The 12,988-nt window shown below is 43.1% G+C and carries 11 protein-coding genes; all 11 read left to right on the plus strand.

Features of this window, described 5'->3' with window-relative positions:
- Window positions 1-1,086 (plus strand): phosphoenolpyruvate carboxylase (locus CDG79_RS35370; protein WP_143855673.1); only part of this gene is annotated, 1,086 nt, incomplete at its 5' end.
- 73 nt (window positions 1,087-1,159) lie between these two features.
- On the plus strand, window positions 1,160-1,414 hold the full coding sequence (locus CDG79_RS35375; RefSeq protein WP_094346271.1) for a hypothetical protein: 255 nt from the start codon (window positions 1,160-1,162) through the stop codon (window positions 1,412-1,414).
- A 66-nt stretch (window positions 1,415-1,480) separates the two neighbouring features.
- Window positions 1,481-1,786 carry a small RNA NsiR4-regulated ssr1528 family protein gene (locus tag CDG79_RS35380; protein WP_094346272.1) on the plus strand — a complete coding sequence of 102 codons (306 nt, stop codon included), beginning with the start codon at window positions 1,481-1,483 and terminating at the stop codon, window positions 1,784-1,786.
- A gap of 445 nt (window positions 1,787-2,231) precedes the next feature.
- Entirely contained in the window at window positions 2,232-3,146 is a 915-nt protein-coding gene (locus CDG79_RS35385; protein WP_223278537.1) for a hypothetical protein, read from the plus strand.
- A 487-nt stretch (window positions 3,147-3,633) separates the two neighbouring features.
- Window positions 3,634-4,596 carry an aldo/keto reductase gene (locus CDG79_RS35390; RefSeq protein ID WP_094346274.1) on the plus strand — a complete coding sequence of 321 codons (963 nt, stop codon included), beginning with the start codon at window positions 3,634-3,636 and terminating at the stop codon, window positions 4,594-4,596.
- A gap of 122 nt (window positions 4,597-4,718) precedes the next feature.
- Complete coding sequence (locus CDG79_RS43040; protein ID WP_189525245.1) at window positions 4,719-4,868, plus strand: hypothetical protein; 150 nt, start codon at window positions 4,719-4,721, stop codon at window positions 4,866-4,868.
- A gap of 138 nt (window positions 4,869-5,006) precedes the next feature.
- Window positions 5,007-5,381, plus strand: coding sequence for a hypothetical protein (locus CDG79_RS35395; RefSeq protein WP_094346275.1), 375 nt, complete (start codon window positions 5,007-5,009; stop codon window positions 5,379-5,381).
- 253 nt (window positions 5,382-5,634) lie between these two features.
- Window positions 5,635-6,081 (plus strand): hypothetical protein, encoded by a 447-nt coding sequence (locus CDG79_RS35400; protein ID WP_094346276.1) that lies wholly within the window; start codon window positions 5,635-5,637, stop codon window positions 6,079-6,081.
- Window positions 6,082-6,802: 721 nt separating this feature from the next.
- Complete coding sequence (gene dxs, locus CDG79_RS35405) at window positions 6,803-8,710, plus strand: 1-deoxy-D-xylulose-5-phosphate synthase (RefSeq protein ID WP_094346277.1); 1,908 nt, start codon at window positions 6,803-6,805, stop codon at window positions 8,708-8,710.
- Between the two features lie 77 nt (window positions 8,711-8,787).
- The gene (locus CDG79_RS35410) at window positions 8,788-10,311 is read left to right on the plus strand and encodes a hypothetical protein (RefSeq protein WP_094346278.1); all 1,524 of its coding nucleotides are present in this window, start codon (window positions 8,788-8,790) and stop codon (window positions 10,309-10,311) included.
- Between the two features lie 460 nt (window positions 10,312-10,771).
- Window positions 10,772-11,833, plus strand: a complete 1,062-nt coding sequence (gene mtnA / locus CDG79_RS35420; protein ID WP_094346280.1) for an S-methyl-5-thioribose-1-phosphate isomerase — start codon at window positions 10,772-10,774, stop codon at window positions 11,831-11,833.
- The last annotated feature ends 1,155 nt before the right edge of the window (window positions 11,834-12,988 follow it).

The raw sequence follows: 12,988 nt of genomic DNA on the forward strand, positions 1-12,988 counted from the left end.
GGGTATTCTGACAGCAACAAAGATTCTGGTTTTTTAAGCAGCAACTGGGAAATTCATAAAGCCCAAAAATCACTGCAACAAATAGCAGAAAACTACGATCTAAATTTGCGGATTTTCCACGGACGCGGCGGTTCTGTGGGGCGGGGAGGCGGCCCTGCTTATGAGGCGATTTTGGCTCAACCGGGTCATAGTATCAATGGGCGAATCAAGATTACCGAACAAGGAGAAGTTTTAGCTTCTAAATATTCCTTGCTGGACTTGGCTTTGTATCACATGGAAACCATCACCACTGCTGTGATTCAAGCTAGCCTGCTGCGGACAGGGTTTGATGATATTGAACCTTGGAATGAGATTATGGAAGAATTAGCAGCGCGATCGCGTCAACATTATCGGGCTTTAATCTACGAACAGCCTGATTTTGTTGACTTCTTCCACCAAGTAACCCCAATTGAAGAAATTAGCCAGCTACAAATTAGTTCCCGTCCAGCCCGCCGTCCATCTGGTAAGAAAGATTTAAGCAGTCTGCGAGCTATTCCTTGGGTATTTAGCTGGACACAAACCCGCTTTTTGCTTCCTTCCTGGTACGGCGTTGGCACAGCTGTACAAGAATTCTTGAACACAGAACCAGAAGAACACTTGAAATTGCTGCGCTACTTTTACGTTAAGTGGCCCTTTTTCAAAATGGTGATTTCTAAAGCCGAGATGACTTTGGCAAAAGTAGATATGCAAATGGCACATCACTACGTTCAGGAATTGTCAAAACCAGAAGATCGACTTCGTTTTGCCAAGGTTTTTGACCAAATTGCCAGCGAGTTCTATCTCACAAGAGATTTGGTCTTAAAAATCACCGATCACAATCGACTCTTAGATGGCGATCCTGTCTTGCAACGATCTGTACAGTTACGCAATGGCACAATTGTTCCCTTGGGATTTATCCAAGTTTCCCTGCTGAAGCGTCTACGCCAGTCTATGAATACTAATGCTACTTCTGGAGTCATCCATTCTCGTTACAGCAAAGGCGAGTTACTGCGAGGAGCATTGTTAACTATTAATGGAATTGCAGCTGGGATGAGAAATACAGGTTGAACCACTGTGTGGAGTCATTTGTCATTTGTCCTTAGTCCTTGGTAATCTTCAAATGACAAATGACAAATGACAAATGATTAAAAACAGAGTTTTAGTTTGCACTTTTTTGGCGCTGTCATCCGGGTTTTTTGGTGCTTACATCAGCGGGCAAATCACCATAATGCTGCATACCCAAAAGTGTCAAAGTCAACCTTGGGGTTTAAAAGAAATGTGCAACGCTTGGATGACACCAGGAGCAATATGGCAAGGTAGCACAACAGGACTATGGACAGGCACTATTTTAGGGGCGTTTGTTGGGGGTTTGGCAACGCGACAAGCTCGTGATTAATCTCAGTGGGAAAAAGGTGTCAGCAAGGCTGGTAAAATCTACCCATAGCCTTAAGAGCAAATCACTATGCCTACTGAAACTAACCCAGGGAATCAAACTACCACAGGTGCTGATGCTATTGATGAAGCGATCGCACAGGGAATTGATTTTGATGGTTCTCCCATTCCGTCTGCCAAATTAGAACTTTATGGTAAAGTCATGGCGCTAGAAGGCAATAGACAGCGCAGTGGCGTATCTAATACTATGCGATCGCGGATTGTGCGAATTGGTGCAAAACACATTCCCCAACCAGAACTCGACCAATTACTTGTAGATGCTGCTTTCGCACCTCTAAAAGAAAAAGAAATTGCCTTTTTTTATAGCGGTAAATAAATATAGCAGCGCAGCACAGCCAGAACTCATATAATTCGCAGCGACACAAACATGTAAAAAAACAAACGTATTAACCCATCCATAACCTATCTGCCATCAGCAATCCGGTAATCTAATTTCCTCACTGAAATGTTGTGGGCAAGGAGCTAATTCTCCAAAATGCGCTCGCGATCCCAAAGAATAATCGAGGATATAGATGATGGCAAAGGTTGGGTACTCAGTGTTTCAACGCGTCACCACTGCGCGTTTGCTGCGTAAAATATGTTTACTGGCGCTGACTGTGCCGTTACTAGCAAGCTCTACAATCGGTTTGGCGACTGCTGGCGAGAGGAAGTACGAGTACGAATACGAGGGCGAGAACGAGACATACGCCATCGGACTTTGGGGCGATCTCCCCTATTCGGATCTCCAAGCGACAACGGGAGTCCCGAACCTCATCGCTGATATGAACGCGCAAAACCTAGCTTTCACTGTCCACGACGGCGACTTGAAGGGGGGCAACTCTACACCCGGCTCGGTAACACCTACCACGTGCAGTAATGAACTCTACACCCAGGCGCTCGGCTTCTTTAACTCCTTGAAAGCACCAGCAGCCTTCACCCCAGGCGATAATGATTGGACTGATTGCGATCGCCCCTCAAACGGTGGATTCAACTCACGCGATCGCCTTGACTACGAGCGTCAGGTATTCTTCAGCACAAAATTTTCCCTTGGGCAGCGTCGGCTAGTCCAGAAGGTGCAGACAACACCACTGTGTCTTGGTGCAACCGGTGCAGTCCCCTGTGTTGAGAACCGCCGCTGGACGGTTGGTCGGGTTACTTACGCGACACTCAATATTCAGGGTTCGTGCAACAACCTATGCGACACTGCGCCCGATCCAGAAGAGTACGCAGCGCGGAACACAGCTGATATTGCATGGATGAGAGAGACTTTTCAAGCGGCAAAGACACGCAACTCGGTGGCAGTGATGTTTATCTCTCAAGCCGATCCAGGGTGGGATTTAACCGACGGAACCAGAGCGCCTTTGCGCGATCCGAAGACACTCACAGAAACCGATGGACAGACTGATGGCTTCAAGGACTTTTTATTAGCGTTGCGCGAAGAGGCGATCGCTTTCCGTAAACCGATTGCCTATGTATACGGTGACTCGCACTACTACCGCGTTGACAAGCCATTTCTGGATGCTCAAGGTAGACGCATCGAGAACTTCACTCGTGTTGAGACATTTGGCGACAATGCGGCGAACGGCACTAACGATGTGAATTGGGTCAAAGTGACCGTCAATCCCCGTAGCCGAGAAGTATTTTCCTACCAGCCACAGATTGTTCCTGGCAATCGAGTAGCGGTTCCGTCTCCTTAACGCCACGTAGGTTTTAATTGTTGGGAACTACAAACATAAAAGCCCAAAACTAAAACTTTGATTTTTCGGTAGGAGCAATTCATAAATTGCTCCTACTATATTTAGTTTGACGTTAGTCCTATCTTTACCCGCATTTCTCACAAGCTTCAGGCGTTTGATAGAGCAGAGGGGCAGAGGGGCAGAAGGGCAGAGGGGCAGAAGGGCAGAGGGGAAAGAACTTGTACAATCACTCTCCCCTGCTCCCCTGCTCCCCTGCTCTATCAAACGCCTGCTCCCCTGCACAAGCACGGGCTTTGAGAGGTGTGGTGAGAAATCCGGGTTTACCTCACACATTCCTAATTGCCATCCATATTTTGGCTTCTTCAGTATTTTCCCGATCGGTTCAGAAACTGTATCTTCAGCAAGATATTCTCAATTTTCCCTTGCATTTTGAATTGGTACACAGCTATATGTACTTAAAGTAATAGCTGAAAGACTTGGAGAACACATGTCAGGAACTACGCCAAATTCAGAAATGCAATACCGAGTTCTGGGCAGCACAGGAGAAAAAGTTTCTGCAATTGGATTGGGTGGTTGGCACATCGGCTTGAAAAATGTTGATGAACAACTGGGTATCCGTATTGTTAGAACAGCCATCGATCGCGGCATCAATTTTATGGATAACAGTTGGGATTACAACGGTGGAGTCAGCGAAATTCGGATGGGAAAAGCTCTACGCGATCGCTACCGCGATAAAGTTTTCCTGATGACGAAAATCGATGGACGCTCTAAAAAAGAAGCAGCAAAACAGCTAGACGAATCACTTCAACGCCTGCAAGTGGATTGCATCGATCTCGTTCAGCACCACGAAATTATTCGGTACGAAGACCCGCATCGAGTTTTTGATGAAGAAGGGGCGAATGCTGCCTTCATTGAGGCACGGAAAGCTGGCAAACTCCGATACATCGGCTTTACTGGACACAAAGACCCCCATGTTCATCTGCATACGCTGGAAGTTGCAGATGCTCACGGCTTTAAATTTGATACGGCTCAGATGCCGCTCAATGTCATGGATGCTCACTACCGAAGTTTTGCAAAGCTGGTTGTACCAGAACTGGTACAACAAAATATCGGCGTGCTAGGAATGAAAAGTATGGCAAATGGTATTCTTTTAAAATCCAATACTGTAACGCCGATTGAGTGTTTACACTATGCTTTGAATCTGCCAACATCGGTTGTGATTACCGGAATTGACAGCATGGAGATTTTAGAGCAAGCTTTTGAAGCTGTGCGAACTTTCCAGCCAATGAATGACGAGCAAGTGCGATCGCTCTTAGCAAAAACAGCAGAAGCAGCATCACGCGGCGAATTTGAGCCTTTCAAAACCTCATCAATTTTTGACAGCACCGCCCAAAACCCAGATTGGCTGGGAGAGGAACCAGAGCGCATCCAGCAATTGATGCCAGCGTGATGCTTTCTTAGTGTTGTCTCTAAAGAAGTTCAACAAAATTATACAACGCTAAAACATCTGGCAATCAATTTAGTAATTGCATTGTCACGCTATTTAATGCAACCTCTGAGAATGGGATTGTTTTGACTGACAATGCCATTGTTTTGACTGACAATGCCATTGTTTCGACTAACAATGGGATTGTTTCGACTGACAATGGCATTGTTTCGACTGACAATGCCATTGTTTTGACTGACAATGCGATTGTTTCAATTGACAATGCGATTGCGTAAACCCGCAAAAATAAACTCACGCTTTTTTTAACTTTGTTTTACCTAAAATCTGTCCATCTTCACGGCGTACATCTGTGCAGTTGTTAGTTATATTGTTTCAATGGGCACAATAGCAATGTCCCTTATCCCAGTATATATATGTCTGTTCAGGATAAAACACGCCGTTTACCCTCTCAATCAATTAGTCAAGATATAACTTCATTGCACGGTTTGCAAACCATAAGTACATACAATACAACCCGTGCTGATGCATCTTTAGCAAATTTACAACAAGCTTATCAGGCTATGTTGGTGCAGCAACAAGCCGAAACCGAGAAACTAACTTTATACCGTGCTGCTGCTAATGCTGTGCGATTAGCAGAATGGGAATTTCATAATGCTGTGTTAGCCATGAAAGAAGTTGTGCGCGGACAATATGGATCGGATAGCGATGAAGCTCAAGCAGTTGGACTGAAGAAAAAATCAGAACGCAAGCGTCCCAACCGGAAAAAGTCAGTTGAGATCGCAAGTTAATTAACTGAACAGCGATCGCTGACTTTTCCCCAAGCGCGATGTCTAACGACAAGCCGCTACGCGTCTACGCCCATGTCTAAAATCCCGTAACCTGTTTAATTACCAGCAAAAAATCTTTACTCAAATTTCAATCTATCAAAATAGTGAACTTGTTTCATGACTAATGACGCAACAATTTCTATCTATAGATTGATATGGCGAATAAACCAAATGAAGTAAAAATAGTATACTAAATCACATGAGATTGTATTCTATGAAGTCGAATTATTTTACAAAACAGTTTTCCACGGTAAAACGCTGGATGGCTACAACACTGTTTTGTATGTTAGCGATCGCTTTCGTTTGGCAAGGTGCATTTTTCTCGAACACCTCAGCAATTGCCGATCCTGCTGCAACCTTGATTGCATCAAAAGATGCGGGCGACAAAGTTCAAGATAAAGCCAGTGAAGATGCTGGACGAGCCAAGAATTTCATCCAGGATACAGCAGATAAAGTTAAGCAAGCTGCTAGGGACAACGCCAGTAAAGTTGACCAATCAACAGACAGTGGTAGTTTTGCTGAACGCAAAGCAAAGAGAGACGCGGCTACAATTCAAAAAAGAGCAAATGAAGATTCCGCTCGGACACAGAAAGCAGTAGACAACACAAAAAATGCTGTTGAACGCACTGTTGATAGCATCAAGGATGCGTTTGGTAAGTAGTAATCCTATTTGATTTGTGAAAATCTAAAGGCTTAGATCCCCGATTTCTTTGAGAAGTCGGGGATATTTAAGTAAATACTAAATTTAGCTATAGGAATCCGGTTTGATTTATGAAAATATCCGTAGGATGTGAGCGCGGAGAGTACGGCATCAAACCCTTGATAAGAGTGCGTTACGAACTCCGTTCTAACACACTCTACAATACCTCGCTAATAAAGTTAGGAGTCGTGTAAAAATAAGTTGAACAATTTAATATTTGTAGTGCGGGCATCTTGCCCGCGCGAGCAAGATGCTACTTATTTTTACTTGATGCCTTAGACAGAATAATAAAATAATTATTAAATACTTGCCAGCAATTCTGCTGAACATATAGCTGGAAATTAAGATATTTAACTGTGTTTTGCGATCGCTTCAAAAAGCAAAACTGATTGACCGAGTTAAATAATTTCCGCAGAATGCTTCTAAAAGCTTGATTTTCTATACAAATTGCTGAGTGCATTTAAGTGGCATTACTTATTGACAAATGTGCTACGAGTTTATGCGATCGCAACCTGATTTTGACGAATTGTTAATGATTTAGAGATTTTTCACCATTATTAATTACGAAGTTATACTTTCCACTACAACTTAGTAACAATGTAAGAGTGTGATTATGTGGACAACCCGACCGTGGGAAAATCAAAATACCGAAACTGGAAGTTAAAGAGGAAAACACTATAATATGCATCTGAGCGAAATCACCCATCCTAATCAGTTGCACGGTTTATCTGTTCGCCAACTACAACAGATTGCCCGTCAGATTCGAGATAAGCATCTCCAAACCGTAGCAGTTAATGGTGGACACTTGGGGCCAGGATTGGGTGTTGTAGAATTAACGCTAGGACTTTACCAAACACTGGACTTAGATCGGGATAAAGTGATTTGGGATGTAGGACACCAAGCCTATCCCCACAAACTCCTTACAGGACGCTACGATCGCTTCCACACCCTCAGACAAAAGAACGGAGTTGCAGGTTATCTCAAACTCTGTGAAAACAAGTTTGACCACTTTGGGGCTGGACATGCTTCTACAAGTATTTCCGCAGCATTGGGCATGGCTTTAGCGCGAGACTTGAAAGGCGAAAAATTTAAAGCCGTTGCTGTGATTGGGGATGGGGCGCTGACTGGCGGTATGGCTTTAGAAGCCATCAACCACGCAGGACACATGCCGAAAACTAACCTGTTGGTTGTTCTCAACGACAACGACATGTCCATATCTCGCAACGTCGGCGCGATTCCCCGCTATCTGAACAAAATGCGCCTCAGCCAGCCAGTGCAATTTATCAAAGATAATCTTGAGGAACAATTCAAGCAAATTCCCTTCGTGGGTGAATCTTTGTCTCCCGAACTCGGACGCATCAAAGAAGGTATGAAACGTTTGGCTGTTCCCAAGGTAGGGGCAGTTTTTGAAGAACTCGGTTTTACCTACATTGGCCCAGTAGATGGGCATAATCTCGAAGAATTGATTGCCACCTTCCAACAAGCACATCAAATACAAGGCCCAGTTTTGGTACATGTAGCCACCATTAAGGGCAAAGGCTATGAAATTGCTGAACTAGATCAAGTTGGCTACCACGCCCAAAGCCCATTCAACGTTGCAACCGGCAAAGCCATTCCTTCCAGCAAACCCAAACCCCCGGCTTATGCCAAAGTCTTTTCTCACACTCTGGTGAAACTCGCCGAACAAAACCCCAAAATCGTTGGGATTACTGCGGCGATGGCAACGGGGACAGGTTTAGATAAACTTCAAGCCAAACTGCCCAATCAATATATTGATGTCGGCATTGCTGAACAACACGCAATTACCCTAGCAGCAGGACTTGCAACTCAAGGGATGCGCCCCGTAGCCGCCATTTATTCTACCTTCTTGCAACGCGCTTACGACCAGATAATTCACGATGTCTGCATTCAAAATCTGCCAGTATTTTTCTGCTTAGATCGGGCAGGAATTGTTGGATCTGATGGCCCCACTCACCAGGGTATGTATGACATCGCTTATCTGCGTTGCATTCCCAACATTGTAATCATGGCACCGAAAGACGAAGCAGAACTGCAACGCATGGTAGTAACTGGTGTTAACCATACCAGTGGCCCGATCGCTATGCGCTACCCTCGTGGCAATGGCTACGGCGTTCCCCTGATGGAGGAAGGTTGGGAACCTTTGGAAATTGGTAAAAGCGAAATTCTCCGCACTGGCGATGATGTGTTAATCGTCGCTTATGGCACAATGGTCTATCCAGGGATGCAGGCTGCGGAAATTCTCAGCGAACATGGCATTGAAGCAACTGTAATCAATGCCCGTTTTGTTAAACCTTTGGATACCGAGTTGATTTTACCCTTAGCTAAGAAAATTGGCCGTGTCATCACCCTAGAAGAAGGTTGTATCATGGGTGGCTTTGGTAGTGCGATCGCTGAAGCTTTAATGGATGCAGATATTCTCGTTCCTGTCAAGCGATTCGGTGTCCCAGATGTGTTAGTAGATCATGCTGAACCCGATGAATCTAAAACAGAACTAGGTTTAACTAGTCATCAAATAGCAGAGAGAGTTTTGTCAGCTTTCTTTAAGCAGCAAGTATCTGCTATCGTCTAGTTAATTCTTTGTAGAATGAATCGCCCACACTTGTGACTTAGGTGTGGGCGATCGCTAGATAAAATTTAAAAAAACTTATGAAACTATTTACAATTGGTGACAGCATTTCTCAAGGCTTTATGTCTTTGGCAGCAGCCCGAACAGACCTTTGTTTCTCAACTTTGATTGCTAAGTCAATGGGGCTACAAGTTGGTGCTAACTATCTCTATCCTGAATGGTTAGCGGGCGGACTACCAGCCAATATTGAGAAGATTTTACGGCGTTTGGAGAAAAAATATGGCTCAGATATCAACGCCCTAGATTGGCTGACCATATTACCAACTCTTGAGAGTGTACTTGATGAAGCTGAAGATTACTATGAACGGCAAGGAGGTAGTGCTGAAAAACGTTATCCAGGAGGAATTGAATTCTTCCACAATGTAGCAATTCAAGGCTTTGATATTGCTGATTCTTGGATGATTACGCCCAACGTTTGTAAATATCAAATTGAACTTAGTAACAAAAAAGGAGAGGGCAAACCTGATTTTTTGGGTCTGCCTAATGCTGCGTTCTACCGGACTGCACTTAAAGTTCTCAACCCATCTTTAAATCCTATTTTTGACGACTTTAGCCAACTTGATTGGTTGAAACATCATACAACTGCTCCAGGGGGAGTTGAGAATTTAATTCTCTGGTTAGGGGCAAACAATGCCCTTGGAACTGTGATCGGTCTAGAAATTAATCCAACTCCCAACGATCCAAATCAGATTCTCCAAGAACCAAGTCAAGATCCCAAATCATTCCGTGAGGTAAGAGAACAATGGAACCTCTGGCATCCCAAGGATTTCGAGGCTGAATATCAACAATTCCTCGATCGGGTTGATGCAATCATGAAAAACAACAGCAACCCCGATTGGAATGTTTTTATTGGGACAGTACCGTTTGTAACTATTGCACCATTGGCAAAAGGTGTGGGTTCAACTACTGCAATTGACGTACCAGGAGAGGAGAAACCTTCAATTTACTACAAGTACTATACTTATTTCCCCTTTGAAGAGGATACGGTTAAAGAAACTGGAACCTTATATCTGACTCTACAAGATGCCCTCTACATTGATGATTGTATTCGCACATACAATCAAGTAATTAAAGAACTGGTCAAGAGTAAGAACAGTCAGTATTCGCAACCACGCTATCATATTGTCGATCTTGCCAATGCCTTACAACAAATTGCTTTCAAGCGAAATGCTGGAGATGTGCAGTATAAATTCCCCGAATACTTCAATTTTGTCTATCCCCAGGTCAACACCAAATACTACCACGCAGACACTATTGGGCGACTACGACAAGGTGGACTATTTAGTTTAGATGGCATTCATCCATCTGCCATTGGGCAAGGGTTGATTGCTTATGAATTCCTCAAAGAAATGGAAAAAGTTGGAGTTGTTAATAGTACCGATCTCGATTGGAAGTCAATCTTTTCCAGCGATCAACTTTATTCCGAACCTATTACTTTAATGCATGAATTTTACGATAATAAAGAATTTGCTGAAACCATCATTAAGCTATTTGGGAGAAATCCGCTTGCCAGAAACCCAGCTATAACTAGAAGACTTAGTTAAGCCAAGAAGCTTAATCTTAAAGAACCAGTCTACTGATATATGTTGACAAAGAACAAAGAAGGTAAATGAGGATCAAACGTCTATTTTGGGTGAAATATTTGGGTCTTATTTTTAGCGATCGCAGCTAAAGCAGATGAGATCCCCTTATATCAAGTCTGCTTAATCACTTACGATATGTCATTGCGAGTGAAACGGAGTGGAATGAAGCAATCGCTGCGGACTCTGCGATTACTTCACTTCGCTATCGCTGCGTTCGTAATGACAAGTATTTATCCAGACATGATATTATTTGTCGCCGCGCCCCTTTCCAGCGTTGATATTGAATTAGCTGATGGCAGCAAAATTCCCATTAATTTGATAAGTCAAAATAGGTTTATAAAAATAACCCCGAAGCCTGGGGTTATTTTTATAAAGATACGGGAAATTACTTGAAATATTTTGAGCAAGGATTCTTATTTGTATGACACTTTCTACAAACCATGTTTATCCCGTTATTTGGCACAACGAATCAGTGTCACTAATCGATCAAACGCGCTTACCCAACGAATATACATTTGTGGAAATCCACCGCAGTGAAGATATGGCGCGGGCGATTAAAACGATGATTGTGCGGGGTGCGCCGGCAATTGGTGTAGCTGCGGCTTATGGAATGTATCTTGGCGCAAGGGAAATTGAAACTAGCGATCGCACCGAATTTTTGCAAAACTTAGATAAAGTCGCCCAGTTGTTGCGTTCTACTCGTCCGACGGCGGTAAATTTATTTTGGGCCATCAATCGGATGGTGAAAGCCGCCAAGGAAACATTGGGAACTGTAGAAGACATTAAGCAAACCCTTTTCCAAGCAGCCCAAGCAATCAACATTGAAGATTTACAAACCTGTCAAGCAATCGGTGACAATGGTTTGGCAGTTTTGCCCACTACCCCCGAAAGACTGACGCTACTTACTCACTGCAACGCTGGGGCCCTAGCTACGGCTGGTTATGGCACTGCTTTAGGTGTTGTACGTTCCGCTTGGAGGGAAGGACGTTTAGAACGTTTATTTGCCGACGAAACCCGTCCCCGTTTGCAAGGCGCAAAACTCACCACTTGGGAATGTGTTCAAGAAGGTATTCCAGTGACATTAATCACTGATAATATGGCAGCCCATTGCATGAAACAGGGTTTGATTCATGCTGTAGTTGTGGGTGCCGATCGAATTGCTGCTAATGGTGACACTGCTAATAAAATTGGTACTTATGGTGTTGCGATCGCAGCTAAAGCTCATAATATCCCCTTCTTTGTAGCCGCACCCCTTTCCACCGTTGATTTTGAATTAACTGATGGCAGCAAAATCCCCATTGAGGAACGCGATCCAACAGAAATCTATCAAGTAGGGGATACTATTCTCACACCTGAAGGTGTAGATTTTTACAACCCAGCATTTGATGTTACCCCGGCTGAGTTGATTACAGCCATCATTACAGAGAATGGAGCGATCGCACCTGATAAATTAGCAAAATCACAGGTAAAGCAATTAGTGTAATTGAGTACAAAGAGGATAAGAGTTTTAAATGTTCATCGACACCACTCGCCAAATCGCCGAAACTCTATATTTTTCGTTGAGTGGTGTCGATTGCTTACTGGGCAAGGATTTGAGGTATGCGTGTTGTTCAATTTCACACAACATATATAATGTTTTTTAGAGTGGTGTCGATTTGGTGTCTGAAAGCCTTACGGGGCAAAGGCTCCTAGACGAACTCCCTACCGATTGGGTTAAATCGGAATTAATGGAAACAAATATCCCCAATTTACTCACTTTAAAAAGTTTTCCCCTACCGATTGGGTTAAATCGGAATTAATGGAAACCCTGTATTACTTACAACCGGTGGCACTGTAGTTGTACCCTACCGATTGGGTTAAATCGGAATTAATGGATAACTTGCGCCGAGTTCTTGATAACTCTAGCGATACGCTCTACATCCAAATAACGGAAACTTTATAGGGGATTACCCCAAAAAAATCCCCGACTTTTTAGAAAAGCCGGGGACTTCGTTTTTTTACTACTTATTGAATTAAAATCTGACGGATTAAAATTTATCAGTAATTTTTTCAATAATTTTATCTAAACTTCATATTTTGACTAAATTCAATAAGCAAAATCCGCAATTACTTACTCAAAAGAAGCTTTTGCTTTTTGATTTTGGTGTTTTCCGCAAGTAAAATAAGCTTTTACTTACTCAAAAGAAGCTTTTGCTTTCTGATTTTGGTGTTTTCCGTAAGTAAAAGAAGCTTTGATTTACTCAAAATAAGCTTTGACTTTCTGATTTTGGTGTTTTCCGCAAGTAAAATAAGCTTTGACTTTCTCAAAATGCCATTTAACTTACTCAAACCCCAGTTTGCTTTCTGATTTTGGTGTTTTTTGCAAATAAAATGCCATTTCGCTTTTTTAAAATGGTTGATTTATCAAAGGATGTCTGAGAAGTATTAAATATTTGTTGATCCCCCTTAACCCCCTTTAAAAAGCGTGTATACACAAGTCAAATTACCCCCCTTGTAAAGCAGGGCTGATTCATTCCACAAGAGTAAGGAGTTTGTCAATGTCATGAGAGAGAAATCTTTGGGCAATTGTGATGGAAGCATAACCATTTCGACGGAGTATATTAAGAGCGATCGCTCGCATAATTGAGAGATTTGCAGG

Source organism: Nostoc sp. 'Peltigera membranacea cyanobiont' 232, assembly GCF_002245985.1.
Taxonomy (GTDB): domain Bacteria; phylum Cyanobacteriota; class Cyanobacteriia; order Cyanobacteriales; family Nostocaceae; genus Nostoc.